This is a genomic window from Variovorax sp. OV329, assembly GCF_900114785.1.
Lineage (GTDB): Bacteria > Pseudomonadota > Gammaproteobacteria > Burkholderiales > Burkholderiaceae_C > Variovorax.
This window is the reverse complement of record NZ_FOUG01000012.1, coordinates 104,358-128,884: the sequence shown is the minus strand read 5'-3', so window position 1 is coordinate 128,884 and position 24,527 is coordinate 104,358. Positions and strand designations below refer to the sequence as shown.

General features: G+C 69.1%; 22 protein-coding genes. 16 read left to right on the top strand and 6 right to left on the bottom strand.

Going from position 1 to position 24,527, the window contains the following annotated elements; translation table 11 throughout:
* Positions 1 to 108: 108 nt before the first annotated feature.
* Positions 109 to 387, top strand: a complete 279-nt coding sequence (locus BM345_RS19825) for a BTH_I0359 family protein (protein WP_175545083.1) — start codon at positions 109 to 111, stop codon at positions 385 to 387.
* Positions 388 to 490: 103 nt separating this feature from the next.
* A complete protein-coding gene (locus BM345_RS19820; RefSeq protein WP_093382478.1) occupies positions 491 to 1,366 on the top strand; it encodes a ChaN family lipoprotein in 876 nt (291 codons plus the stop codon).
* Between the two features lie 30 nt (positions 1,367 to 1,396).
* Here BM345_RS19820 and BM345_RS19815 read toward each other — a convergent pair whose 3' ends face one another.
* Positions 1,397 to 2,731 (bottom strand): omega-aminotransferase AptA, encoded by a 1,335-nt coding sequence (locus BM345_RS19815; protein WP_093382475.1) that lies wholly within the window; start codon positions 2,729 to 2,731, stop codon positions 1,397 to 1,399.
* An 88-nt stretch (positions 2,732 to 2,819) separates the two neighbouring features.
* Between BM345_RS19815 and BM345_RS19810 the strand changes: the two genes are divergently transcribed.
* The 7 genes from BM345_RS19810 to BM345_RS19780 all read left to right on the top strand — a co-directional run bounded on the left by BM345_RS19810 (position 2,820) and on the right by BM345_RS19780 (position 7,846).
* Entirely contained in the window at positions 2,820 to 3,695 is an 876-nt protein-coding gene (locus tag BM345_RS19810) for an amidohydrolase family protein (RefSeq protein WP_093382472.1), read from the top strand.
* 27 nt (positions 3,696 to 3,722) lie between these two features.
* Positions 3,723 to 4,571 carry a formyltetrahydrofolate deformylase gene (gene purU, locus BM345_RS19805; protein ID WP_093382469.1) on the top strand — a complete coding sequence of 283 codons (849 nt, stop codon included), beginning with the start codon at positions 3,723 to 3,725 and terminating at the stop codon, positions 4,569 to 4,571.
* A gap of 83 nt (positions 4,572 to 4,654) precedes the next feature.
* Positions 4,655 to 5,314, top strand: coding sequence for a DUF2846 domain-containing protein (locus BM345_RS19800; RefSeq protein WP_093382466.1), 660 nt, complete (start codon positions 4,655 to 4,657; stop codon positions 5,312 to 5,314).
* Entirely contained in the window at positions 5,314 to 6,021 is a 708-nt protein-coding gene (locus BM345_RS19795) for a S1 family peptidase (protein ID WP_139237567.1), read from the top strand. The genes BM345_RS19800 and BM345_RS19795 overlap by 1 nt, the downstream gene beginning before the upstream one ends.
* The gene (locus tag BM345_RS19790; protein WP_093382461.1) at positions 6,018 to 6,572 is read left to right on the top strand and encodes a hypothetical protein; all 555 of its coding nucleotides are present in this window, start codon (positions 6,018 to 6,020) and stop codon (positions 6,570 to 6,572) included. The genes BM345_RS19795 and BM345_RS19790 overlap by 4 nt, the downstream gene beginning before the upstream one ends.
* 172 nt (positions 6,573 to 6,744) lie before the next feature.
* Positions 6,745 to 7,101, top strand: a complete 357-nt coding sequence (locus BM345_RS19785; RefSeq protein WP_093382458.1) for a CidA/LrgA family protein — start codon at positions 6,745 to 6,747, stop codon at positions 7,099 to 7,101.
* A 13-nt stretch (positions 7,102 to 7,114) separates the two neighbouring features.
* Positions 7,115 to 7,846 (top strand): LrgB family protein, encoded by a 732-nt coding sequence (locus BM345_RS19780; RefSeq protein WP_093382456.1) that lies wholly within the window; start codon positions 7,115 to 7,117, stop codon positions 7,844 to 7,846.
* A 16-nt stretch (positions 7,847 to 7,862) separates the two neighbouring features.
* Here the strand turns inward: BM345_RS19780 and BM345_RS19775 are convergent, their stop codons facing one another.
* From BM345_RS19775 to BM345_RS19760, 4 genes are all read right to left on the bottom strand, one after another.
* Complete coding sequence (locus BM345_RS19775) at positions 7,863 to 8,222, bottom strand: hypothetical protein (RefSeq protein WP_093382453.1); 360 nt, start codon at positions 8,220 to 8,222, stop codon at positions 7,863 to 7,865.
* A gap of 141 nt (positions 8,223 to 8,363) precedes the next feature.
* Positions 8,364 to 8,828, bottom strand: a complete 465-nt coding sequence (locus tag BM345_RS19770; RefSeq protein WP_093382451.1) for a YXWGXW repeat-containing protein — start codon at positions 8,826 to 8,828, stop codon at positions 8,364 to 8,366.
* Between the two features lie 161 nt (positions 8,829 to 8,989).
* Positions 8,990 to 12,304, bottom strand: a complete 3,315-nt coding sequence (locus BM345_RS19765) for a carboxyl transferase domain-containing protein (protein WP_093382448.1) — start codon at positions 12,302 to 12,304, stop codon at positions 8,990 to 8,992.
* On the bottom strand, positions 12,301 to 13,923 hold the full coding sequence (locus BM345_RS19760) for an AMP-binding protein (protein ID WP_093382687.1): 1,623 nt from the start codon (positions 13,921 to 13,923) through the stop codon (positions 12,301 to 12,303). The genes BM345_RS19765 and BM345_RS19760 overlap by 4 nt, the downstream gene beginning before the upstream one ends.
* Positions 13,924 to 14,018: 95 nt before the next feature.
* Here BM345_RS19760 and BM345_RS19755 point away from each other — a divergent pair, with 95 nt between their 5' ends.
* From BM345_RS19755 to BM345_RS19745, 3 genes are all read left to right on the top strand, one after another.
* The gene (locus BM345_RS19755; protein WP_093382446.1) at positions 14,019 to 14,774 is read left to right on the top strand and encodes a TetR/AcrR family transcriptional regulator; all 756 of its coding nucleotides are present in this window, start codon (positions 14,019 to 14,021) and stop codon (positions 14,772 to 14,774) included.
* Between the two features lie 122 nt (positions 14,775 to 14,896).
* Positions 14,897 to 16,105: a branched-chain amino acid ABC transporter substrate-binding protein gene (locus tag BM345_RS19750; RefSeq protein WP_093382684.1), complete on the top strand. Its 1,209-nt coding sequence runs from the start codon at positions 14,897 to 14,899 to the stop codon at positions 16,103 to 16,105.
* A 233-nt stretch (positions 16,106 to 16,338) separates the two neighbouring features.
* Positions 16,339 to 17,433, top strand: a complete 1,095-nt coding sequence (locus BM345_RS19745) for an OmpA family protein (RefSeq protein ID WP_093382443.1) — start codon at positions 16,339 to 16,341, stop codon at positions 17,431 to 17,433.
* A 66-nt stretch (positions 17,434 to 17,499) separates the two neighbouring features.
* On the opposite strand, the gene BM345_RS19740 is transcribed toward BM345_RS19745, so the two are convergent.
* Complete coding sequence (locus BM345_RS19740) at positions 17,500 to 18,852, bottom strand: amidohydrolase (protein ID WP_093382441.1); 1,353 nt, start codon at positions 18,850 to 18,852, stop codon at positions 17,500 to 17,502.
* Between the two features lie 118 nt (positions 18,853 to 18,970).
* Between BM345_RS19740 and BM345_RS19735 the strand changes: the two genes are divergently transcribed.
* From BM345_RS19735 to aspT (BM345_RS19720), 4 genes are all read left to right on the top strand, one after another.
* Positions 18,971 to 19,918 carry a LysR family transcriptional regulator gene (locus BM345_RS19735; protein ID WP_093382438.1) on the top strand — a complete coding sequence of 316 codons (948 nt, stop codon included), beginning with the start codon at positions 18,971 to 18,973 and terminating at the stop codon, positions 19,916 to 19,918.
* Between the two features lie 73 nt (positions 19,919 to 19,991).
* Positions 19,992 to 20,912, top strand: coding sequence for an arginase (gene rocF / locus BM345_RS19730; RefSeq protein WP_093382681.1), 921 nt, complete (start codon positions 19,992 to 19,994; stop codon positions 20,910 to 20,912).
* A 113-nt stretch (positions 20,913 to 21,025) separates the two neighbouring features.
* Positions 21,026 to 22,729 (top strand): aspartate-alanine antiporter, encoded by a 1,704-nt coding sequence (aspT, locus tag BM345_RS19725; RefSeq protein WP_093382678.1) that lies wholly within the window; start codon positions 21,026 to 21,028, stop codon positions 22,727 to 22,729.
* A gap of 34 nt (positions 22,730 to 22,763) precedes the next feature.
* Positions 22,764 to 24,452, top strand: coding sequence for an aspartate-alanine antiporter (gene aspT / locus BM345_RS19720; protein ID WP_093382435.1), 1,689 nt, complete (start codon positions 22,764 to 22,766; stop codon positions 24,450 to 24,452).
* Positions 24,453 to 24,527: the final 75 nt, after the last annotated feature.

Sequence of the window (24,527 nt, the reverse complement as noted above, 5' to 3'; positions counted from 1 at the left end):
ACGCGGGCGGACTCACATTTCCTACAAAAAGTGCGTCACTCTTGAAACTGGCGCACTGATTGCTATCTAACGATCATGAGTAGCAAGGACTACCGGACTTTCAACACCATGCAAATGCTCTATGACTCGGAATCTTTCGTTGTCGTGCACCTGCAGGCCAACGAGGAAGAAACCGCACTGACACCCGACCTGCCGGTGCTGGCGCGCCATGGCTTCGAAATCGTCGACAAGCGCTCCGGCAAGGAGGTGTACCTCGACGGTTCCTGGGCCGAGCTGTTCCAGAAGAAGATCGCCGCCTGGCAGCTCAACACGCCGACCGAGGAAGAGGTGGAAACCACCCTCGAAGGCTACGCCGAGCTGGCGCAGAACCCGGTGCTGATGCACTGACCGCCCCGTCTTCCAAAGTGAGTGGCCGCTCCATGGGAGCGGCCATTCTTTTTTGCACGGGTGCAAAGCATGCATGCCCCAAGCGGGCGCATAGTACGCACCCATGCTCGGCATCGTCCCCTCCTCGTCCCTGCTTCGCTTCTTCGGCCTGGCCCTGAGCGGCATTGCGCTGGCCGGTTGCGCGTCGCTTGCGCCGCCGCCGGCGCCTGCGTCCGATCCTTCGGCCCCCATCGCGCAACGGGTCCAGGCCTTGATGCCCACCAACTTCCTCCTGATCGGCGAGCAGCACGATGCCGCGGAACACCAGCGCATCGAGCGCGAGGTGGTGGAGGCCCTGGCCGCCAAGGGCCAGCTGGCCGCCCTGGCGCTGGAGATGGCGGAGTTGGGCAACGACACGCGCGGCCTGCCGCCCGACGCCACCGAGGCCCAGGTGCGCACGGCCCTGCGCTGGAACGATGCCGGCTGGCCATGGAAAACCTACGGCCCGGTGGTGATGGCCGCCGTGAAATCCGGCGTGCTGGTGCTGGGCGCCAACCTGCCCCGCGCCCGCATGAAGGACGCCATGGAGGACGTCTCGCTGGACGCCCAGCTGAGCCCCGCGGCGCTCAAGGCCCAGCGGGAGGCGGTGCGCGACGGCCATTGCAACGCCCTGCCCGAATCGCAGATCGGCCCCATGACCCGCATCCAGATCGCCCGCGACCGCGCCATGGCGCAGGCGCTGATCCAGGTGAAGTCAGCCGGCAAGACGGTGGTGCTGGTCAGTGGCGCCGGCCACAGCCCGCGCGTGGTGGGCGTGCCGCAGCACCTGCCCACCGACATGGAAGTGCGCGTGGTGCGCCTGGTGGCAGGCGATGCGCCGCAGGAAGACAAGGCCAGCCCGGCGGTCTACGACGCCGTGTGGCTCACGCCGGCGCTGCCCCCAAAGGATTACTGCGCCGAGTTCAAGGCGAACCGGCCGCCGCCCGCACCGACGAAGTGAACGGGCCGCCCAGCGGGCGGCCCTTGCGGATCAGGCGTGGCGCTTGATCGCGTCCGCCAGCGTGTTGACCAGCGTGTCGATGTGCGACTTCTCCACGATGTAGGGCGGCGCGATCACCAGCACGTCGCCGGCCGGGCGCACCAGCGCGCCGGCGTGGTAGCAGTCCAGGAAGATGTCGTAGGCACGCTTGCCTGGCAGTCCGGCGATGGGCGCCAGTTCCACCGCGGCGGCCAGGCCCAGGCTGCGGATGCCCACCACGTTGGGCAGGCCCTTGAAGGTGCCGTGGAAGGCATCGCCCAGCACCTTGCCCATTTCGCCGGCACGCGCGAACAGGCCCTCGGCCTTGAACAGGTCGAGCGTCGCGATGGCCGCGGCGCAGGCCACCGGGTGGCCCGAGTAGGTGTAGCCGTGGAAGAACTCCACCGCATGCTCGGGCGCGCTGGTGTTCATCATCGCGTCGTAGAGCTTGTCGCGCACGAGCACGCCGCCCAGCGGGATCACGCCGTTGGTCACGCACTTGGCGAAGTTGAGCATGTCGGGCACCACGTCGTAGTAGTCGGACGCGAAGTTGGTGCCCATGCGGCCGAAGCCGGTGATGACCTCGTCGAAGATCAGCAGGATGCCGTGCTTGTCGCAGATCTCGCGCAGCTTGGCGAGGTAGCCCTTGGGCGGCAGGTACCAGCCGGCCGAGCCAGCGACCGGCTCGACGATGATGGCCGCGACGTTGCTCGGGTCGTGCAGCGGCAGGATGCGCTGCTCCAGGTCGGCCAGCGCGTCTTCCTTCCACACCGGTTCCTCGTTGTGGATGTAGGCATGGTTCACCGGGTCGTGGATGAAACGCATGTGGTCCACCTTGGGCAGCATGGCGCTACCGAAGACCTTGCGGTTGCCCGGAATGCCGCCCACCGACATGCCGCCGAAGTTCACGCCGTGGTAGCCCTTCTCGCGGCCGATGAAGATGGTGCGGTGGCCCTCGCCGCGCGCGCGGTGGTAGGCCAGCGCCACCTTCAGCGAGGTGTCGGCGGCCTCGCTGCCGGAGTTGCAGAACAGCACCTTGTTGAGGTCGCCCGGCGCCAGCTCGGCGATCATCTCGGCCGCACGGAAGGCCTTGTCGTTGCTCACCTGGAAGGCGGTGGCGTAGTCCAGCGTGTCCAGCTGCTTCTTGATGGCCTCGTTGATGGGCTTGCGGTTGTGGCCCGCGCCCACGCACCACAGGGACGAGATGCCGTCGATCACCTTCTTGCCGTCGTGCGTGGTGAACTCCATGCCGTCGGCCGCCACGAAGACGCGCGGGTCCTTCTTGAAGTGGCGGTTGGGGGTGAAGGGCAACCACTGGTTGTCCATGCGGAAGTCGTTGTAGGCCATCGAATCACTCCTGGTGCTGGCTGCTTTGACGGTGCCCGGGTACGGGCAGGGAGGGGCATTTTGGCACCCTCGCGCACAATGCGCCGGCATGGACACCCGCGAGCCGACCTGGCACCCGAATCCGGGCATTCCCGCCCTGGCGCTGCCGCCGCTGGCCTGCGATGCGCACGTGCATGTCTTCGGGCCGCTGGCGCGCTTTCCCTTCGATGCGGCCTCGGCCATCCGGCCGGGCGACGCGCCCAGGGAGGCCCTGTTCGCCCTGCACCGCCGGCTGGGCATCGGCCGCTGCGTGATCGTGCAGTCGCTGGTGCACGGCTTCGACAACCGGGTGGTGGAGGACGCCATCGCCGCCGGTGGCGGGCGCTACCTCGGCGTGGCGCTGGTGCCGTCCGACGTGCCCGATGCGGAATTGGCGCGGCTGGCCGCAGCGGGCTTGCGGGGCGTGCGCTTCAACTTCATGAGCGCCGAGGCCGTGGCCCGCGACGCTGGTCCCGTGCTGGCACTGACCCGGCGGCTCGCCGCGCTGGACATGCACCTTCAGCTGCAGATCGAGGGGCCGCTGATCCATTCGCTCGCCCGGCTGATCGGGGAGAGCGCCGTGCAGGTGGTCATCGACCACATGGGCCGGGTCGACGCCGCGCTGGGACCAGGGCACGCCGACTTCAGGGCGCTGCGATCGCAGCTGCGCGCGGGCCGGGACCGCACCTGGGTCAAGCTCAGCGGCATCGACCGGATTTCGAAACGGGCGGACTACTCGGATGGGATCGAGCTGGCCGGCCTGCTGGCCGCCGAGTTTCCGGATCAGTGCGTCTGGGGCACCGACTGGCCGCACCCCAACCACTGGCACGTCCCTGACGACGGCGCCCTGGTCGACGCCCTCGCCCGGATCGCGCCGTCGGCCACCCTGCGCGAGCAGATCCTGGTGCGCAATCCGGCGGATTTGTACCGCTTCGAGCCGGCCTGAGCGGGCTTTGCGACAATCGCGGGCTCTATGAATCCCGCGTACATCCTCAATCTCTCCTGTCCCGACCGCACCGGCATCGTCCATGCCGTCTCCGGCTTCTTGCTGGAGCGCGGGGGCAACATCGAAGAAGCGGCCCAGTACAACGACCACGGCACCGGCCTGTTCTTCATGCGCGTGCGCTTCGCCTGCGGAGATCGCAGCGAAACCGAGCTGAAGGCCGACCTGGAAGGCTTCGCCCAGGGCTTCGGCATGAACTGGCAGCTGCACGCCGCCCAGTTGCCGATGAAGACGGTGATCATGGTCAGCAAGGAAGGCCACTGCCTGAACGACCTGCTGTTCCGCTGGAAGAGCGGCCTGCTGGCCATCGACATCCGCGCCATCGTCTCGAACCACCGCGAGTTCTACCAGCTGGCCGCCAGCTACAACGTGCCCTTCCACCACATCCCGGTGACGGCGGCCACCAAGGCGCATGCCGAGGCGAAGCAATTCGAGATCATCCAGGAGGAAGGCGCCGAGCTGGTGGTGCTGGCCCGCTACATGCAGGTGCTGAGCAACGACCTGTGCACCAAGCTGCAGGGCCGCGCCATCAACATCCACCACTCCTTCCTGCCCAGCTTCAAGGGCGCCAAACCCTACTACCAGGCCCATGACCGCGGCGTGAAGCTGATCGGCGCCACCGCCCACTACGTGACGGCCGACCTGGACGAAGGCCCGATCATCGAGCAGGACGTGGCCCGCGCCGACCACACCGACACCGTTGAAGACCTCACGGCACGTGGCCGCGACACCGAGAGCCAGGTGCTCGCCCGCGCGGTGAAGTGGCATTCGGAGCACCGGGTGCTGTTGAACGGGCATCGGACTGTGGTGTTTCGCTAGCGCTACATGCCCGCAACTGCTCGCCAAGGAGGCATGTAACAACGTGTAGCATCCCGCGCAGAACCACCATTGGAGATGGCGCGATGATGCGTTGGCTGAGTTGGATGGGCATGGCCGCCGCGGCGCTGTGCCTCGTGGGCTGTGGGGCCACAGGCCCGCGCTACATGGAGATCGAGGGAAAGCTTCCTCCGCTCGAGAAGGAACAGGGGCGCGTCTTCTTCTATCGCGCATCCGCCCTGGGCGCGGCCGTGCAACCCGAGGTCAGGCTGAACGGCCAACTCGTCGGCACCTCCCAGCCCAACAGCTTCTTTTTCGTTGACCGCCCTGCCGGCGAATACCGCGCCAGCGCGAAGACCGAGACCGAGGCCACCCTCAACGTGAAGGTGCAGCCGATGGCGGTCTCGTACGTGGCAATGGGCATCGGCTTCGGGCTCCTGGTCGGCCGACCGACCTTCTCCATGGTGAGCGAGGCACAGGCACGGGCCGAGCTTCCCTCGCTGGCCTACGGCGGCAGCCTCGCGGTGTCCACCCAGACGGCCGCCGCGTCGCCTGCGGGTCAAGGCCCGGCCATCGCACAGGGTGTTGCGCCGGCAGCCCCGACGCCGGCGGTGCTGCCCGCATCGGCAGCACCCGCAGCCACCGCGCCAGCCGCGCGCGCCACTGCGCCGGCAGCCCCTGCCAATACGCCTTTCGGCAAGACCTCCATGCAGGATCTGCAGCAACTGATGCCAGCCGCACGATGATGTTCGCTATTCCCGCCCTGCCCCGCCGATACGCGGCACTTTCCATTGCGGCTGCATCGCTGTGCTCCTCAGCCGCCTTCGCCCAGGTCCCATCTGCGCGCAACGGCCTGACGCCGCAAGCCCTGTTCGAACGCACGTCGCCCCATGTCTGGGTGCTGCAGGCCAACGACGCTCAGGGCAAGTCCGTTGGCACTGGAAGCGCGGTAGCCCTGGGCCCCGGCGCCGCCCTGACCAGTTGCCGGCTGCTGGCGAAGGCCAGCCAGCTGAGCCTGCGGCGCGACAACGTGAGCTATGGCGCAACGCTGGAGTTTCCTGACGTCGAGCGCGACCTCTGCCAATTGCGCGTGCCCAACCTCCCGGCTGCCTCGCTGGCCCTCGTGCCCGCAGCCGACCTGGCCGTGGGCATGCCGCTGTACTCCATCGGCGCGCCGCGCGGACAGGAGATGGCACTGGGCATCGCGATGCTGGCCGCAGTGCGCCGTTCAAGCCAGGGCAGCGTCGATGCGCTGCAACTCGCAAGCGCGCCCGAGGGCTTGGCGGCGCGGGCCTGTTCGATGCGCAAGGCCGGCTCGCCGGCCTCATCGGCGCAACGCCCGCCGGCGGCGCCATCTCGAACCTGGCGATGCCGGCTTCGTGGATCCAGGAGCTTCCGACGCGCGGCCGTGCAGCCGTCGAGGCATTCGCGCTGCAACCGCGCCTGCCTGTGACGGGCGGTTCGGGCCAGGCTGCGGCGGGCGGCTTCACCGCACTCGAATACACGCTGCGCGACCGCCTCACCGGCAGTGAGCGCAAGGTGGTCTATCAACTCGACGCCACGCAGGCGCAAGCGGATCGCCGCAGCTTCAACAACGGCGGCTGGGTCGAGAAGACAAGCGGCGAGGTGGTCAGCGTCGGACAGTCGATCGCCGGAGAATTCGACGCTTCGATGCCGCCCGGCGGCTGGGTGAGCAGCACGCCGCCGCTGGGCATGAGCTGGTCGATCTCCTATGGCGTGCCGCCGCAAGGCCGGATGAAGCTGACCGCGACGGCCTCCGAGACGGAAACGCTGGTCATTGCCGGTCGCAAGCTCGAGACGATCCGCGTGGACTACCGCGGCGGCCTGGCGCGGGCGCCGGCCGTGACCGGCTTCTATCACGCGGAAGCCTGGTATTCGCCGGAGCTCGGGCGCGTGGTCCGCTTTGGCGCCCGATCGCGCGGCGGCAGCGGCAGCGCTTCCTACGTGATCCGCGAAGAGATCGAGTTGACGGACATCCGCTGACCCTTCGGCACGAGGCAATCCACTGCCGCACAATCGCGGCAATGATCAGGCTGCCCTCGTCCTTCGTTGCTGCTCCAGTTGCGATCGCTGGCGACGCGACGGCCCGAAGCATCGCCCGGTCCGGGCGCTGCTTGCGCAGGCAACCCGACGCAACGCCAGGGCCGAGCCGGCCATGAACGGCTTGCGCGGCCTCGCCTGGCTTCTCGTCTTCCAGTCCATCGGCGAAGTCCTTTCGCGCGCCTTCTCGCTGCCCCTTCCCGGGCCGGTGGTGGGCCTGGTGCTGTTGCTGCCGGGCCTGCGCATCGGCTTCATCCGCGAGCCGGTGAGCGAATGCGCCAGCTTTCTGCTTGCGCATCTCTCACTGCTCTTCATCCCGGTCGGGGTCGGCGTGATGACGCACCTGGCCCTGCTGGCGCAGTACGGCGGGCGCATGCTGCTGGTGATCGTGCTGTCGACCTGGATCGGGCTGGCGGTGACGGTGGCCGTGATGTGGTGGCCTCGTCCCGAAGCGGGCGACAACAAGACCTGAAGGGAAAGCGCCGATGCCACGCTTCGTCGAACTCTGGATCTACCTTTCCGCCTCCCCGCTCTTCGGCCTGACGGCCACGCTGGTGGTCTACCTGATCGCGCAGGCGGTGTCGGCACGGCTGGGCGGCGCGCCCTGGGCCAATCCAGTGCTGTGGTCCGTGCTGGCGCTGGCGGGCGGCCTGCTGGCCACCGGGGTGGACTACCCCACTTACTTCGCCGGGGCGCAGTTCATCCACTTCCTGCTCGGCCCTGCCGTGGTGGCGCTGGCCTGGCCGCTGTGGCAGCGACGGCAGGAACTGCGCGAACGCTTCGGCCGGATCCTGCTGGCGGCCTTCCTGGGCGGTGCAACGGCCTGCGTGAGTGCGCTTGTGCTGGGCTGGGCGGTGGGCCTGCCGCACGATGTGGTGCTGTCGCTGGCGCCCAAGTCGGTGACGGCGCCGGTGGCCATGGGCATCTCCGAAAAGATCGGCGGCATCCCGGCGCTGTCGGCGGTGTTCACGGTGCTCACCGGGATGATCGGCGCGCTCTCGGGCAAGTACCTGTTCGATGCGCTCCGCGTCACCACCGACCCGGAGGGCTATGCGGCCCGCGGCTTCGCGCTGGGTACCGCATCGCACGGCATCGGCGCCGCGCGCGCCCTGCAGGTGGATGCGCAGGCCGGCGCCTATGCCGGCCTGGCGCTGGGACTGCAGGTGCTGCTGGCCGCGCTGCTCATGCCGCTGGCCTTCAGGCTGCTGCAGCCTTGAGCTCTTTCACGCCCGTTCAGTAGCGGTACGGATTGTCCGGGCGGCGGTCGTGGCGGTTGGGCACGCCGTCGCCGTCACGGTCCCAGCGGGCGCCGCGGTAGCGCTCCTGGCTGTAGTAGCCGCGATTGCCGTAGTAGCCGCCCCGGTCGTAGTGGCCATGGCCGTGGCCATAGGCCGGACCGTAGGCGCGCGGCGCGGGCTGCACGTAGACGGGCGCGGGGCGCCCGTACACCGGAGGTGCCGGCACCACGGCGATGGGCGGGCCGGGCAGGTTGATGCTGACCGAGCCCCAGACCTGGGCGCTGGCAGCGCTGGCGCCGAGCACGGCAAGGGATACCAGGCCGGTGGCGATGCTGTTGCGGACGATGCGGTTCATGGTGGGCTCCTTTGTCTGAGCAACGTCGAAATCGTTGCGTGACTCCATGCTGCGGTGCTTTTGTAAAGGGGGTGTCAAGCGCGGGCGAAGTCTTGTAGAGATTCTTCGCCCGCGCCTGAAGCACGTGGCCTGCGCCCCGGCTTATTGGCGGCGCGGGTCGTTCGGGCGGCGGTCGTGCGCGTTCGACACACCGTCGCGGTCGTTGTCGTAGCCCACGCGGTCCGGCTGGTTCGGATTGCGGTCGTAGCGGTTGGGCACGCCGTCGCCGTCACGGTCGTGGCGGTTGGCCGCGTGGTCGCGGTCCCAGCGTCCCTGGCTGTAGTACCAGCGGCCGTTGCGCTGGACCCAGTCCGGGGAGTGATAGGCGTAGCCGGGGCGCGCGGTCATCCAGCGTCCGCCCTTCCACGCGTAGCGGCCGTGCTTGTACTCGTAGTGGCCGGGTGCCCAGGCGTAGCCGGGGCGCGGCGCGGGCACGCGTTCGTACACAGGAGCCGGCGGGCCGAATTGAACCGACACCGCCACGTCGGCCAGTGCGGTCGAGGGCACGACCATGGCACCCAGCGACAGCAGGGCGGCAGCACCAGCGGTGATCACAAGCTTCTTCATGTTTTGCTCCTTCGAAAGTAGGAGCCTTCATGCTGCTCGCCCCATGTCAAAGCCCTGTAAGCGCCAAGCGAAGTCTTGTGTAGACATGTAGCGCTGCGATGTGCGCGCTGCAGGGCCAAGTCAGTGCCCACTCGGCGCGCATCGCCGCTGGCGCAGCGGCCCTACCAGGTGTCGACGAAGGGCGTGGGCGCCTCATGCATGCCGGCAGAGGACTGCAGCCCCCGCACCAGCCACTCGCGCGTCTGCGCCGGATCGATCACGGCATCGATCTCCAGGGTCTGGGCCATGTGGATCGCCTCGCCGTTCGCGTACTGCTGCGCCACCAGTTCGCGGAACAGCGCGTCGCGCTCCGCACCCTCGGCCGCAGCTTCCAGTTCCTTGCGATAGCCCAGGCGAACCGCGCCTTCCAGTCCCATGGCACCGAACTCGCCAGTGGGCCAGGCCACGGTGAACACCGGCGCGTCGAAGCCGCCCGCCGTCATGGCCTGCGCGCCCAGGCCGTAGCCCTTGCGCAGCACCACCGCGAAGAAGGGCACGCGCAGGTGCGAGGCCACCATGAACATGCGGCACACGTGGCGCACCTGCGCCTGCGCCTCCACCTCGGGGCCGACCATGAAGCCGGGCGTGTCGCACAGCGACACCAGCGGCAGGCCATGTGCATTGCACAGCTGCATGAAGCGCGCCGCCTTGTCGGCCGCCTCCGCATCGATGGCGCCGCCTAGGTGATGGGGGTTGTTGGCGAGGATGCCCACGGGCCGTCCCTCGATGCGCGCCAGCGCCGTGATGATGCCGGCGCCGAAGCCCGCGCGCAGTTCGAGCACCGAGCCGCTGTCGGCCAGCCCGCGCAGGGCGGCGCGCACGTCGTACACGCGCAGCCGGTTTTCCGGCACCGCGTGCCGCAGCAGGCGCTGGTCTTCGCACTGCCAGTCGTCCACGGTCCCCTGGAAGTACGAGAGGTACTGCTTCGCCGCGGCGACCGCCTCCCGCTCGTCCTTGACGAGGATGTCGATGACGCCGTTCCTCGACTGCACGCTGCTCGGCCCGATCTGCTCGGGCGCGAAAGTGCCCAGGCCGCCGCCTTCGATCATGGCGGGGCCGCTCATGCCGATGTTGCTGCCTTCGGTGGCGATGATCACGTCGGCGCAGCCCAGCAGCGCAGCGTTGCCGGCGAAGCAGCGGCCGTGCGCGATGCCCACCACCGGCACCTTGCCCGACAGCGCAGCGAACTGGCTGAAAGTGTGGTTGTTCAGGCCCGCCACGATGGGCATGTCGGTGTCGCCGGGCCGCCCGCCGCCACCTTCGGCGAAGAGCACCACCGGCAGGCGCAGCTGGTGCGCGACGCGCAGCATGCGGTCGGTCTTCTGGTGGTTGCGCAGGCCCTGCGTGCCGGCCAGCACGGTGTAGTCGTAGGCCATGACCACGCAGCGCGAGCGCTCGGCGCCGAAGCGCCTGGCGTTGATGCTGCCCACGCCGGTGACCATGCCGTCGGCGGGCGTGTTGGCGATCAGGTCCTCCAGCGAGCGCCGGCGCGTCTGCGCGGCGATGGCCAGCGCGCCGTACTCGCTGAAGTTGGCCGGGTCCTCGTGCAGTTCGCACAGGTCGGCGATGTTGGCGCGCGCGGTGCGCCCGCCCTGGGCCTCGCGTTTGGCCACCGCCGCCTGGCGGTTGGCGTCCAGCGTGGGCGCATGGCGGTCGATCACCCGCTGCAGGTCGGCGCGAATGAGTTCGGGGTCCAGCGCGGCTTGCGCACGGGCCTGCACCGCCTGCGAATCGACCGCCTCCAGCCGGACCAGCGACTGGCCTTCCACCAGGTAATCCCCGGGCTCGGCCAGCAGCGCCAGCACGCGGCCCGCAACGGGCGCATGCAGCAGGTGCTCCATCTTCATGGCCTCCAGCACGCCGATCTGCGCGCCGGCCGGCAGCATGTCGCCGACTGCGACTTCGAACTGCACCAGTCTGGCGGCCATCGGCGAGCGCACAAGGGGTGCTTTCGGGTCGTCTTCGTCCTGCGCCGGCGCGGCAGTGGCAGCGTGGTGGACGGCCGGTTGGCCGGGCCCTGCTTCGAACTTCTGCGCGGCCGCCAGCAGGTCGGCCAGGTGCGCCTCGACGAAGCGCGTGTGCACCGCCTGCCCTGCGAACTCCGGGCGCTCGCCGATGGCGCGCAACAGCGGCAGGTTGCTCGCCATGCCCTCGATGCGGCACTCCTGCAGCGCACGCTGCGAGCGGCGCAGCGCGTCCGCGAAACTCGGTGAGGCGCTGTGCACGATCAGCTTGGCCAGCAGCGTGTCGTAGTGCGGCGAGGGCGAGAGGCCGGCGTAGCCGTGCGTGTCCACCCGCACGCCGGGGCCGCTGGGCAGGTCGAAGCGCGACAGCGCGCCGCTGGCGGGGCGCGCGTTGCCCTGTGCGTCCAGCGTCTCTGCATTGATACGCCACTGGATGGCGAAGCCGCGCTGCGCCGCGGTGCGGTCCGGCTCGATGCCCAGTTGCGCCAGCGACTGGCCGGCCAGCACGTCGACCTGCAACTGCACCAGGTCCAGTCCCGTGACCGCTTCCGTCACCGTGTGCTCCACCTGCAAACGGGGGTTGGCCTCGATGAAGACGAAGGGCAGGCTGCGCGAGGCCTCGTCCACCAGGAACTCGAAAGTGCCCAGGCCGCGGTAGCCGACCGCCTGCGCCATGCGCAGCGCGGCCTGCGTGATGCGCTCCTTCAGCTCCGCGCCCAAGGCCGGACTGGGCGCGATCTCCACCAGCTTCTGGAAGCGCCGCTGCAGCGTGCATTCGCGCTCGCCCAAACTGGCCACGGACCGGCCATCGCCCAGCACCTGGATCTCGATGTGGCGCGCGTGGCGCATCAGCCGCTCCACATAGACGCCATCCACGCCGAAGGCGGCCCTGGCCTCGGAAGTGCAGCGCGCGTGCGCCTCGGCCAGCTCCTCGATGCGCAGCACCGCGCGCATGCCGCGGCCGCCGCCGCCGCCGATGGCCTTGACCATGACACCGGCCTGCTCGCCATCGGCCGCCTGCGCCTCGAAGAAGGCCTGGGCCTGTGCCAGCGTCACAGCGCCGGGGCTGCCGGGCATCACCGGCACGTCGCACTGCTGCGCCAGCTCGCGGGCACGCGCCTTGTCGCCGAAGAGCGCCAGCTGCCCGGGCGTCGGGCCGATGAAGACCATCCCCGCGTCGGCGCAGGCCTGCGCGAAGTCGGCCCGCTCGCTGAGGAAGCCATAGCCCGGGTGAACCGCATCGCATCCCGTCTCGCGCGCGATCGCGACCAGGCGTGCCGCGTCCAGGTAGGCCGAGGGGCCCGTGGCATCCAGCGCCACGACCTGGTCCGCCAGCTGCACGTGCAGCGCCGCCGCGTCGTCCCGCGCATGCACCGCCACGCTGCCGATGCCCAGGTCGCGCAGCGCGCGCACCAGCCGCACCGCCACTTCGCCGCGGTTGGCGACGAGCATCTTCTTGAACTGCAAGCTCATTCCTTGTCCTTCAGCAGCCGGCGCAGCACCTTGCCGGCGCCGGTGGTGGGAAGCGCGTCGATGAGCCGCACCGCGCGCGGCACCTTGTAGGGCGCCATGTTGTCGCGCGCCCAGGCGATGAGCTGGGGCTCGTCCACCTGTGCGCCAGGCTTGGAAACGATGAAGGCCTTGACCACCTCGCCCTTGTCCGCATCGGGCTGCGCGACCACCGCGGCCTGCGCCACCGCCGGGTGCTTGATGAGGATGGTCTCGACCTCCTCGGGAAACACGCTGTAGCCCGAGACCTTGATCATCTCCTTGAAGCGGCCGATGAAGGTGAGGTAGCCGTCCGCGTCCATCCTGCCCATGTCGCCGGTATGCACCCAGCCCTGGCGCAGCGTGGCGGCGGTGGCCTCGGGCTTGTTCCAGTAGCCCTTGAAGGAGCCCTCGCTGGTCAGGATGATCTCGCCCACATCACCCACCGGCACGTCTTCACCGGTGTCGGGGTCGATGATGCGGATGCGCACGCCGGGCACCGCCACGCCCTGCGTGCCCCAGCGCGGCGCATGCTGCGGCGTGTAGGTGTCGCAGGTGTGCGTTTCCGAAAGCCCGTAGGCCGCCTCGAAGGACGCGCAGTTCCTGGCCACGCCCTGCCACTGCCGGGCCAGCGGCTCGGTGAAGGCGATGCCGAAGCTGGTGACCGGATTGCGCCGCAGGCTGCCGAGGTCGAAGCTTGCGATGTCCGCAAGCTGCATTACCGCCACGTTCATCGGCGCAATGCTGTACCACCAGCTCACGCCGTATGCCTGGATCGCCTGCGGCACCGCATGCGCGTCGAAGCGGTGCAGCAGCACGCTGGTGGCGCCGCTGAGCACCGGCACGTTCACGCCCATCAGCATGCCGGCGATGTGATAGAGCGGCGCAACGGACAGCAGCACGTCGCCCGACGTGACGCCGTTGCAATCGGCCGCCACGCGCGTCTTGAACAGCGCGTTGCCGTAGCTGAGCATCGCGCCCTTGGGCAGGCCGGTGGTGCCCGATGTGTAGGTCATGAGGGCGATGTCGTCCATGTCGATGGCGACCGGCGAAGGCCTGGCGCCGGCATGCATCACGGCCAGGAAATCTTCGCAACCGGCGGGCACCGTGCGCGCCTCCTGCTGCGCGGCCTTCAGCTCGGCCGGCAGGTCGATGGCCGTCGCGCCGGCCTCGGGCAGCAGGTCGGCATAGTGCACCACGAACACATGCCGCAGCGAGGCCACCTGCTCGCGCACCTTGTCGACCACCGGCAGCAGCGGCGCCGCGGCCACGATCACGCGCGCCTGCAGGTCGCCCACCTGGTAGGCCAGCTCGTGCTCCTTGTTGAGCGGGCCGCTGGGACAGACGATGGCACCGATCTTCTGGATGCCGTAGTGCGCCACCAGGTACTGCGGGCAGTTGTTGAGGAAGAGCACCACCGGCTCGCCCTTCTTCACGCCCAGCGCCTGCAGGCGCGCGGCAAAGGCGTCGCTCGCGGCGTCGAGTTCGGCGAAGCTCATGCGCGAGCCGTACCAGATGCACGCCGCATGCGAGCCGCGCTCGCGCGCGTGGGTCCGCAGGTACTCGTGCAGGGGCTGCAGCGCTCGGGCGGGAAGGCTCTTCAGTGTCTCCATGGCGTCACTCGTTAAGGGTTATCGATAGCGGGCCGGCCAGGGGCCTCGCTTGCCAATGGGTTCATGTTGCACCAACAATCCTACCCATGGGTATAACTTCCGCGACACCGCACAAACCCGTTGCGGCCGGGGACGCGCCGAGCGCCTGGGAAGCACCGGGCGCTGCCGGGCTCGACCCGCACCTGCCGGCCGGCACCGGCCGGCAGCGCGCCGCCACGCAGGGCACCGACGTGCAGCGCGAGCGCATCCTGCAGGCCGCCGCGCAGCTCTTCGCGGTGCAGGGCTACGCCAACACCACCATGGCGCAGATCGTGCGCGCGCTGGGCGTGACCAAACCCTTCGTCTACTACTACTTCCGCGACAAGCAGGAGATCTTCGAGACCCTGTCGTGGAAGCCGGCGGTGGAATGCCTCACCACCATGGACTTCACGCCCGAGGACACGCGCTGCGCGCGCGACAAGGTCATGGACGGGTTGGAGCGGCTGATCCGCGCCACCATCGCCAACTTCCCCTGCGCCTTCTTTCCCTACCGCGAGCCGCAGGTGTACCGCGCCGAGTACCTGGTGGAGCAAAAGCGCCTGGCGCATCACTTCTACAACCAGCTGGTGCCCCTGCTGGAAGAAGCGCGCCGCGATGGCGACCTGGACTTCGACGACGCCAAGATCACCGCATTGGCCGCCTGCAGCCTGCCGGGCTTTCTCTACAGCTGGTACCGGCCCGACGGGCGCTACTCCACGGAGGAAGTCGTGTCCAAGCTCAGCGTGCTCGCGTGGCGCGTGATCGGCGTGCAGCAGCACGGCGGCACGGGCAAGCGCCCCGAGCGACAAGAAGAAGACGGCTGACCGCCCTCGCTCGCCCCGCCCCCTTCCCCTCACCTCCAGGAGATTCCCGAATGACGACGAAGAAGTTCGCCGGCGCAGCCCTGCGCGCCGTGTCCATCGCGGCTGCGGCCACCGGCCTGTTCATGGCCAGCACGGCGCACGCACAGGACACCTACAAGATCGCCTATATCGACCCGCTGTCCGGGCCCTTCGCCAACGTGGGCGAGCTCATGCTGCTGCACACGCAGTACGCGGTGGACGACATCAACGCGCACGGCGGCCTGCCGGGTGGCCAGAAGATGCAGCTGCTGCAGTTCGACAGCAAGCTCTCCGCGCAGGAAAGCCAGAGCGCGCTGCAGGCGGCCATCGACCAGGGCGCCCGCGCCATCGTCACCGGCGGCTCGGGTTCCTCGGTGGTGGCGGCGATCCTGCAGTCGGTGTCGCGCTGGAACCAGCGCAACCCGGGCAAGGAACTGCTGGTGCTCAACCACTCGTCCATCGATCCGGACATGACGGGCAAGAGCTGCAGCTTCTGGCACTTCCAGACCGAGGCGAACACGGCGATGAAGATGAAGGCGATCGCCAACTACATCAAGGAGACACCGGACATCCAGAAGGTCTACCTGCTCAACCAGGACTACGCGCACGGCAAGCAGTGGGCGAGCTACGGCCGCCAGCTGGTGGGCCTGGCGCGACCCGACATCCAGTTCGTGGGCGAGGCGCTGCATCCCATCGGGCGGGTGAAGGACTTCGCGCCCTACGTGGCCAACATCAAGGCCTCGGGCGCCGACTCGGTCATCACCGGCAACTGGGGGCAGGACATGACGCTGCTGCTCAAGGCTGCGGGCGATGCGGGCTACAAGCTGCGCTACTTCAACCACAGCGCCGGCTCGGTGCCGGGCACGGTGCTGGCGGTCTCGCAGTCCAAGGTGGGCCAGCTCACCTGGGTCGCCGAATGGCACCCGGGCCAGGCCGACGTGCCCAAGGCCGAGGCGCTGGCCAAGGCCTACAAGGCGCGCACCGGCAAGGACTTCCTGGCGCCCCGCATCGACATGACGCCGCGCCTGCTGGCCGCCGCCATCGCCAAGGCCAACAGCACCGACACGGTGAAGGTCGCCTACGCGCTGGAGAACCTGCAGTACGACTCGGTGGTGGGCCCGGTGCGCATGCGTGGCGAGGACCATCAGTTGCTGCTGCCGCAGGTGGTCAACACCATCGCGCCGGTGGACGGCAAGGCGGTGAAGGTGGGCTGGGACGGGACGGACTACGGCTTTCGCACCGATGCGGTCTACACCGGCAACGAGTTGGCGCAGGGGACGGAATGCAAGATGGCGAGGCCGCAGCCCCAATGAGGGCCCGCGCGCCCTTGCTCGGGTCATTGCGCAAGGGCGATGCCCGCGCCGTTGCCCGGGCGCCACTGCACGGGTTCGGCCCGTGCAATATGTGAAACCGCCTCGGTTGCGCTTACAGACGCCAGACACACTCGGTTTCGTCCCGGTGGCCAGGGCAGCGCGGCGCGACTAAGGTCCGGGTTGATTCGGCTTCGGCTGAGAGCTCATCCACCCACGCAAGGGAGGTTGCTTCCATGATGCTCGTCCGACGCTCCCTGGCGGCCTGCTGCCTGCTGGCCCTGCCCTGCGCCACCGGCTTTGCGCAGTCGATCTATTCGCTGGACAGCCAGTACTTCGACGACCGCTGGTACATCACCCCCTTCGGCACCTATGTCCATCCGGACAGCGGCCGCAATGCCGACAACGGCTGGGGTGGCGGGCTGGCCGTGGGCAAACCGATCAGCCCCTACTGGAACATCGAACTGCGCAGCCAGTACGAGGAGCTCGACGCCAAGATCGGCGGCCCGGGCAAGTACGAGATCTGGAGCGGCTCACTGGACGCGCAGTGGTTCTTCCTGGGCCGGCAGGGCCTGCGCGCCTGGCAGATGGGCAGCGTGCAGCCCTACCTGGTGGGCGGCATCGGCGCGATCAACGACAAGATCAAGTTCCCGGCCGGCGGCAGCGACAGCAAGACCAGCTTCATGGCCAACCTGGGCGCGGGCGTCGTGTGGCCCTTCGCCTCCTGGGGCCGGCTGGTGGCCGACGCCCGCTACCGCTACGACGACAACTCGAACCGGTTCGTGAACAACCAGAGCCACCTGGACGACTGGATGTTCTCGGTGGGCCTGCAGATTCCCCTCGGCCCGGCCCCGCGCATGGCTGCCGCGCCGCCGCCACCGCCCCCGCCACCTGCGCCCGCGATGGCTCCGCCACCGCCGCCGCCTCCTGCGGCGCGCAATTTCGAGATCAAGTCCGACGGCACCTTCGAGTTCGGCAAGGCGGTGCTCACGCCCACCGGCCGCAGCCGCATCGACACGCTGATGCAGGAACTCAAGCCCGAGACGATGCAGGCGCGCTCGGTCTCCATCGTGGGCTTCACCGACCCGATCGGCAGCGCCGAATACAACCAGCGACTGTCCGTGGCGCGGGCCAACTCCGTGCGCGACTACATGGTCAGCCGGGGCGTGCCGGCCAACGTGATCCAGACCGAGGGCCGCGGCAAGAACGACCTGAAGGTCACCGAGGCGGACTGCCGGGCCCAGGGCGCCAGGACCCGCAACGCGCTGATCGCCTGCTTCGAGCCGAACCGCCGGGTGGAGATCCGCGCGGCGGGCGAGCAGACCCGGTAGGGCCTGCGTGGCAACAAGGCAAAGGGGCGCCGCGGCGCCCCTTCTTCCTGGATTCGAAAGCTCGGCCTACTTCGCCGCCGACGCCATCGCCATGTAGTCCACGCTCAGTTGCGTGAGGGTGCGCACGCCCACCGCCAGGCTGGCCTCGTCCATGAAGAAGCGCGGCGAGTGGTTGGGTTCGGCCTTGCTTGCGTCCTGGCCGGGCGGGGTGGAGCCGACCATCACGAACAGGCCTGGCGCCTTCTGCGCGAAGAAGGAGAAGTCCTCGCCGCCGGTGCCCTTGGGAATGATCATGGACTTGGCGCCGGGGATGCGCTGCAGGCTGGGCGACATCTGGTCGGTCAGCTTCGCGTCGTTGATGGTGGGCGCGTAGCCGTCGGCCTCGAAGTGCACGTGCGCGCTGCCGCCGCCGCTCTGGGCGATGTGCTCGGCCGTCTCGCCCATGCGCTTCATGATGAATTCGCGCATGCCCTCGTCGTAGGTGCGCAGCGTGCCGGTCATCTCCGCGTTGTCGGGAATGATGTTGTAGCGGGTGCCGGCCTGGAAGGTGCCCACGCTCAGTACCGAGGGCTCCTTGGTCACGTTGACCTGGCGGCTGGCGATGGTCTGGAAGCCCATCACGATCTGCGAGCCGATCACGATCGGGTCCACCCCGCTCCAGGGCATCGAGCCGTGCGTCTGGCGGCCCTTCACGCTGACCTTGAAGGCGTCGGAGCTGGCGGTGATGGGGCCGGCCTTGTAGCCGATCTCGCCGGTGTTCAGGCCCGAGGCCAGGTGCAGGCCGAAGACCACGTCGGGCTTGGGCGAGTCGAAGGCGCCTTCGGCCAGCATGCGGCGCGCGCCGCCGATCTCGGAATTGGGCAGCTTCTCCTCGGCAGGCTGGAACATCAGCTTGACCGTGCCGGGCAGCTGGTCCTTCATCGAGGCCAGCACCTCGGCCACGCCCATCAGGATGGCGACGTGACCGTCGTGGCCGCAGGCGTGCATCACGTCCACTTCCTTGCCGGCCCAGGTGGCGCGGGCCTTGGAAGCGAAAGGCACATCCACCTGCTCCTTCACCGGCAGCGCGTCCATGTCGGCGCGCAGCGCCACCACCGGGCCGGGCTTGCCGCCCTTGAGCGTGGCCACCACGCCGGTCACGGCCACGCCTTCGCGCACCTCGTAGCCCAGCGACTTCAGGTGCGCGGCCACCAGGGCGGCGGTGCGCTTCTCCTGGTTGCCCAGCTCGGGGTGCTCGTGGATGTCGCGGCGCCAGGCGATGACCTTCTTCTCCACCGCCTTGCTGCGCTCGGCCATCAGCGGATAGAGCGCCTGGGCTGCGGCCGGAGCAGCGGGCGCGGGTGCGGGCGACTGGGCCCCGGCGCTCATGGCGCACATGGCAAGGACGACGGGCAGGAGGGCGTTGGGGCGCAGGGACATGGCGGTCTGTGAAAGGGTTGGGGGGAGAAGACGGATCGAAAGCAGCCTGAAAGCATAGGCAGCCGAGCGATCGCGATCCAATCGAATTTCGATTCACCGATAACATCGGCTTATCGCCATGCCCAGCACCGCTTCCGCCCCCTCCCCTGCGCTGCACGAGCGGCTGCTGGCCCGGCTGCGGCTGCGCCACCTGCGGCTGGTGGACGCGTTGGCCACCCACTCCAACCTGCGGCGCGCGGCCGAGGCCACGCACATGAGCCAGCCCGCGGCCACGCAGATGCTGCGCGAGCTGGAGGCCCTGCTCGAGATGCCGCTGTTCGAGCGCCATGCGCGAGGCATGCGCATCACCGATGCGGGCCGCCTGCTGGCCGCCCATGCGCGCATGGCGATCGACTCCCTTCGCATCGCCACCGAGGACCTGTGCGCGCTGGCAGCGCAGGCGGCGCGCCCGGTGCGCATCGGCGCGCTGGACGCCGCACTGGTCAGCGTGCTGCAGCCGGCCATGCCCCGGCTGCTGGCACAGCACCCGCAGCTGCGCCTGGTGATCGAGGACGGCACCGGCGAGCGCCTTGGCGCCGGCCTGCGCGGCGGCGCCTTCGACCTGGTGCTGTTGCGCCAGCCGGCGCGGCTGGAGCCGGGCCACCGCTTCATCCCGCTGCGCAGCGACCGCATGGTGGTGATCGCCGGCATCTCGCACCCGGCGGCGAAGCGCCGCCGGCTCCGGCTGCGCGACCTGGCCGACTCGCGCTGGATCCTGCCGCCGCCGCATTTCGCGGTTCGGCAGGCCCTGGATGCCGCCTGGGCGCAAGAGAAGATGGTGCCGCGCGAACATCCGGTGCAGACACTTTCGCCCCACCTGCTGCGCACCCTGCTCGCGCAGCCCGACGTGGTGATGCCCGTGCCCCACACCTCGCTGGACCGCCTGGACCGGCGCGAGGTGGTGCAGTTGCCCCTGCAGCTCGATGCACCCATCGAGCCCCTGGGCCTGCTTTACCGGCCGGACGACGCCGGTGCCGCAGTGCAATTGCTGATCGACTTCCTGATCGAGCAGGCCCAGGGCACCTGAGCAAGCTTGTTGCCGGTGACGGCTGCATGCGTCCTCTTGGCGCAGCGTGGCCAGGCGCCCCACAATGGGCCTCATGAGCAGCACCAGCCCCACCATCCACCTGATCGGCGCGCCCACCGACGTAGGCGCCAGCGTGCGCGGCGCGGGCATGGGCCCCGATGCGCTGCGCGTGGCGGACCTGCCCGGCATCCTCGCGCGCCATGGCTTCGGCGTGGTCGACGCGGGCAACCTGGCCGGCCCGGCCACGCCCTGGGATGCACCCGCCAACGGCCTGCGCCACCTCGACGAAGTGGTGAGCTGGAACCGCTCGGTGTACGGCGCCGTCGACGGCGCCCTGAAAGCCGGCCACGTGCCCCTGCTGATGGGCGGCGACCATTGCCTGGCAGTGGGCTCCATCAGCGCGGTGGCGCGGCATGCGCGCTCGCGCGGCCAGGGGCTGCGGGTGATCTGGCTCGATGCGCATTCCGACGTCAACACCGAGGCCACCAGCCCCAGCGGCAACCTGCACGGCATGCCGGTGTCCTGCCTGCTGGGCTACGGCCCCGAAGCCCTGGTCGGCTGGAGCGGCGAGCGCGCGGCGCTGGAGGCCGAGGCCTTCCGCTTCATCGGCATCCGCAGCGTGGACGCGCAGGAGAAGCTCGCCATCCGCAACCAGGGCCTGCGCGTCTACGACATGCGCCACATCGACGAGAACGGCATGCGCGTGACCATGACCGAGGCGCTGTCGGACATCGATGCGGACACGCACCTGCATGTGAGTTTCGACCTGGACTGCCTGGACCCGGCCGATGCGCCCGGCGTGGGCACCGGCGTGCGCGGCGGCCCCACCTACCGCGAGATGCAGTTGTGCATGGAGATGATCGCGGACACGGGCCGCCTGGCCTCGCTGGACGTGGTGGAACTCAACCCCGCGCTCGACGTGCGCAACCGCACGGCGGAGGTGGCGGTGGAACTCATCGAGAGCCTCTTCGGCAAATCGACCCTGGCGCGCTGAAGGCCCGCGGCCTATCAAAAATGAGGTCTCGATGATTTAACCCGTAGTGGCTACACTGCGCCGCGGTAGTCAACAACAAGTGGCCCTCGGGCCGCCTACATAAGATGACGCTGATGGGTTGGGTCGGGGATGTGTTGCGGGCGCATCCGGAGATTGCACTTTTCCTTTGCCTCAGCATCGGCTATGCGGTGGGCCAGATCAGGTTCGGGCCCATCCAGCTCGGCGGGATCTGCGGCACGCTGATCGCGGCCCTTCTCGTGGGCCAGTTGGGCGTCACGCTCGAAGCCAACGTGAAGAACGTGTTCTTCATGCTGTTCATCTTCGCGCTGGGCTACGCGGGCGGTCCGCAGTTCTTCGCCAACCTCAATGCCAAGGGCCTGCGCATCGGCCTGCTGTGCCTCATCGAGGTGGTGGTGGTCCTCGCCCTGGTGCTGGCGGCCACCCACTTCATGAAGCTGGACGTGGGCACCGCCGCGGGCCTCATGGCCGGGGCCGCCACCGAGTCGGCCGTGGTCGGCACGGCCACCGACGCCATCTCCAAGCTCGCGCTGCCGGCCGAGCAGATCCACCAGCTTCAGGCCAACGTGGTCACGGCCTACTCGATCACCTACATCTTCGGCCTCATCACGATTGTGGTTGTCACCAGCCAGGTGTTCCCGCTCATCCTCCGCGTCAACTTGCGCGAGGAGGCGGAGAAGCTGTGGAAGGCGATGGGCGGACGTGAAGAGGATTCAGGCACCAGCGCGGCAGCGCCCGAGCTGGTGGGCCGCGTCTACGAGATCACCTCGGACGCGGGCGGCACGGTCGCGCGCCTGGACGAAAGGCTGCTGGCCGGCGGCAGCATGCAGGGCTTGATTCGCGGCGGCCAGCGCATCGACTTCACGCCCGACACGCGCTTCGAGGTGGGCGACCGGGTGCTGGTCGTGGGCCATCGGCGCGCCGTGGTCGACATGGCAACGGCCGCCGCGGGCCTGGGCCGCGAGTCGGCCGACACCGGGGACTTCGGCCTGGTGCTGCAGAGCGCCGACCTGGTGCTTCGCAACAAGGCCGCGCAGGGCCAGAGCCTGCGCCAGCTCTCCGAGGGCAGCAGGCCACTGGTGGGCCGCAGCGTTCTGGTGGCACGCGTGGAGCGCGGCACGCAGCTCATGCCGCTGCTGCCCGAATTGACGCTGCAACTGGGCGACAAGCTGCAGCTCGTGGGCACGGCGCAGGAGCTGGCGCCTGCCGTCGCCGCGCTGGGCGAGCCGGTGCTCAAGTCCAGCAAGACCAACATCGCGCTGGCCTCCATCGGCATCGTGCTGGGCGTGTGGATCGGCATGTTCAGCGCCAAGTTCGGCAGCATCGCCATGTCGTTGGGCACGGGCGGCGGCGCGCTGCTCACGGGCCTGGTGTTCGGCTGGTACCAGGCGCGGCACCCGAGCCGGCTGAGCATTCCGGAAGACGCGGCGGGCCTGCTCAAGGACATCGGCCTGGCCACCTTCATCGCCTGCGTGGGCCTGGCCTCCGGGCCGCAGGCGCTGGACCTGGTGCGCAAGTACGGCGTGTCGCTGCCGCTGATGGGCGTGGCCATCGCCGTCATCCCGGCCTTCTGCTCGCTGCTGGTGGGGCACCGCCTGCTCAAGTTCGAGGCACCGGTGCTGCTGGGCGCCATCGCCGGCCAGCAGTGCAGCACGCCGGCGCTCAGCGCCATCCAGAGCGCGGCGGGCAACACGACGCCGCTGCTGGGCTACACCATCACTTACGCCATCTCGAACGTGATCCTGCCCCTGATGGGGCCGATCATCGTTGCCCTGGCCGGTCTGGTGGCCGGCCATTGAGCTATCGATTTCTTCAGAAGAAAGAGAGGTCAGCATGGAATGGTTAGAAGCGATCTTCAAACGGTCTCCCGAGATAGCCTTGTTTCTTTCGCTCTCGCTGGGCTACCTGGTCGGCAAGCTCAAGTTCGGCAGCTTCCAGCTCGGTGGCGTGGCCGGCTCGCTGCTGGTGGCCGTGATCGTGAGCCAGGTGGGTGTGAACATCGACTCGGGCATCAAGGCGGTGCTCTTCGCCCTGTTCATCTACGCGGTGGGCTTCGAAAGCGGACCGGACTTCTTCCGCTCGCTGGGCAAGGAGTCCGTCAAGGAGATCATCCTGGCAGTGGTGCTGGCCACGACCGGCCTGCTCACGGTGGTGGTGTGCGCCAAGGCCTTTGGCTTGGACAAGGGCCTGGCGGCCGGCGTCGCGGCGGGTGGACTCACACAGTCGGCCATCATCGGCACAGCGGGTGATGCGCTCACACGACTGGGGCTGGCCGCCGACGAGGTGAAGCGGCTGCAGGGCAACGTGGCGGTGGGCTACGCGGTGACGTACGTGTTCGGCTCCTTCGGCGCCATCATCATGTGCGTCAACGTGCTGCCCTGGATCATGCGGCGCAGCATCCGCGACGACGCGCTGGCCGCGCAGGCCAAGATGCAGTCCGGCGTGCGGGTGCTGGGCGCCGACCAGCAGGCCGCCGCGCCCGAACTGGTGGGGCGCCTGTTCCAGGTGGGCCCGGCGCAGGGGCGCACGGTGGCCGACATCGAGCAGATCAACCCGGCCGTGCCGGTGACGGTCGAGCGCGTGAAGCGCGGCACCAGCTTCGTGGAGTTGGCGCCGCAGCTGGTGCTGTCGACAGACGACATCGTGCTGGTGGTGGGCCGCCGCGCCGACGTGCTGCGCGTGGCCGGCCAGCTGGGCCGCGAGGTCTATGGTGTCGACGGGATGGAATTGACCATGCAGCGCCGCGACGTCGTGGTGACCAGCAAGCAGCTGGACGGCAAGACGGTGGACGAAATCCGCCGCAGCACCTCCAGCGAGGTGCGCCACGGCATCTACGTGGTGGACCTGCGGCGCGAAGGCAAGTCGCTGGAAATGGCGCCAGACCTGGTGGTGCGCGCCGGCGACACGGTGACCATCTTCGGTGCCGACCCCGACGTGCAGCGCGTGGCCCAGCACGTGGGCCCGGTGCTCATTCCCAGCATCAAGACCGACTTCGTCTACCTGGGCGCGGGCCTGGTGGTGGGCCTGCTGGTGGGCCTGCTCACGGCCAAGATCGGCGGCATTCCGCTCACGCTGGGCAGCGGCGGCGGTGCGCTGCTGGCCGGCCTGGTCTTCGGCTGGTACCGCGGCAAGCGCCAGACCTTCGGCAACCTGCCGCCCGGCGCGGTGCAGATCCTCAAGGACCTGGGCCTGGCCGGCTTCGTGGCGGTGGTGGGCCTGCAGTCTGGCCTGCAGGCGGTGACCACGATCAAGGAACAGGGCCTGACGATCTTCGTGGTTGGCGTGATCGTCACCATCGTGCCGCTGCTGCTGACGATGCTGATCGGCATCTACATCCTGCGCTACAACAACGCGGCCATCTTCGCCGGCGCCCTGTCGGGCTCGCGCAGTGCGAACCCCGCCTTCGGCGAGGTGCTGGACAAGGCCGGCAACGCCGTGCCCACGGTGCCCTTCGCCATCACCTACGCCCTGGCCAACGTGCTGCTCACGCTGCTGGGGCCGCTGGTGATCGCCTTCGCCTGAGCACCCGACGCTCGAACGCGGCCGCTGCCCTTTTCCGGCCGGCCGCGAACTTCACCTTTTTGTCAGTCGACTCAA

What these genes read in the sequence shown, in the direction of transcription:
- BM345_RS19740 (WP_093382441.1), bottom strand. Translation starts at nt 18,852, where the DNA reads ATGTCCCTGCGCCCCAACGCCCTCCTGCCCGTCGTCCTTGCCATGTGC.
- BM345_RS19820 (WP_093382478.1), top strand. Translation starts at nt 491, where the DNA reads ATGCTCGGCATCGTCCCCTCCTCGTCCCTGCTTCGCTTCTTCGGCCTG.
- aspT (WP_093382678.1), top strand. Translation starts at nt 21,026, where the DNA reads ATGGGTTGGGTCGGGGATGTGTTGCGGGCGCATCCGGAGATTGCACTT.
- rocF (WP_093382681.1), top strand. Translation starts at nt 19,992, where the DNA reads ATGAGCAGCACCAGCCCCACCATCCACCTGATCGGCGCGCCCACCGAC.
- BM345_RS19800 (WP_093382466.1), top strand. Translation starts at nt 4,655, where the DNA reads ATGATGCGTTGGCTGAGTTGGATGGGCATGGCCGCCGCGGCGCTGTGC.
- BM345_RS19765 (WP_093382448.1), bottom strand. Translation starts at nt 12,304, where the DNA reads ATGAGCTTGCAGTTCAAGAAGATGCTCGTCGCCAACCGCGGCGAAGTG.
- BM345_RS19825 (WP_175545083.1), top strand. Translation starts at nt 109, where the DNA reads ATGCAAATGCTCTATGACTCGGAATCTTTCGTTGTCGTGCACCTGCAG.
- BM345_RS19755 (WP_093382446.1), top strand. Translation starts at nt 14,019, where the DNA reads ATGGGTATAACTTCCGCGACACCGCACAAACCCGTTGCGGCCGGGGAC.
- BM345_RS19815 (WP_093382475.1), bottom strand. Translation starts at nt 2,731, where the DNA reads ATGGCCTACAACGACTTCCGCATGGACAACCAGTGGTTGCCCTTCACC.
- BM345_RS19795 (WP_139237567.1), top strand. Translation starts at nt 5,314, where the DNA reads ATGTTCGCTATTCCCGCCCTGCCCCGCCGATACGCGGCACTTTCCATT.
- purU (WP_093382469.1), top strand. Translation starts at nt 3,723, where the DNA reads ATGAATCCCGCGTACATCCTCAATCTCTCCTGTCCCGACCGCACCGGC.
- BM345_RS19785 (WP_093382458.1), top strand. Translation starts at nt 6,745, where the DNA reads ATGAACGGCTTGCGCGGCCTCGCCTGGCTTCTCGTCTTCCAGTCCATC.
- BM345_RS19745 (WP_093382443.1), top strand. Translation starts at nt 16,339, where the DNA reads ATGATGCTCGTCCGACGCTCCCTGGCGGCCTGCTGCCTGCTGGCCCTG.
- BM345_RS19770 (WP_093382451.1), bottom strand. Translation starts at nt 8,828, where the DNA reads ATGAAGAAGCTTGTGATCACCGCTGGTGCTGCCGCCCTGCTGTCGCTG.
- BM345_RS19810 (WP_093382472.1), top strand. Translation starts at nt 2,820, where the DNA reads ATGGACACCCGCGAGCCGACCTGGCACCCGAATCCGGGCATTCCCGCC.
- BM345_RS19775 (WP_093382453.1), bottom strand. Translation starts at nt 8,222, where the DNA reads ATGAACCGCATCGTCCGCAACAGCATCGCCACCGGCCTGGTATCCCTT.
- BM345_RS19750 (WP_093382684.1), top strand. Translation starts at nt 14,897, where the DNA reads ATGGCCAGCACGGCGCACGCACAGGACACCTACAAGATCGCCTATATC.
- BM345_RS19735 (WP_093382438.1), top strand. Translation starts at nt 18,971, where the DNA reads ATGCCCAGCACCGCTTCCGCCCCCTCCCCTGCGCTGCACGAGCGGCTG.
- aspT (WP_093382435.1), top strand. Translation starts at nt 22,764, where the DNA reads ATGGAATGGTTAGAAGCGATCTTCAAACGGTCTCCCGAGATAGCCTTG.
- BM345_RS19780 (WP_093382456.1), top strand. Translation starts at nt 7,115, where the DNA reads ATGCCACGCTTCGTCGAACTCTGGATCTACCTTTCCGCCTCCCCGCTC.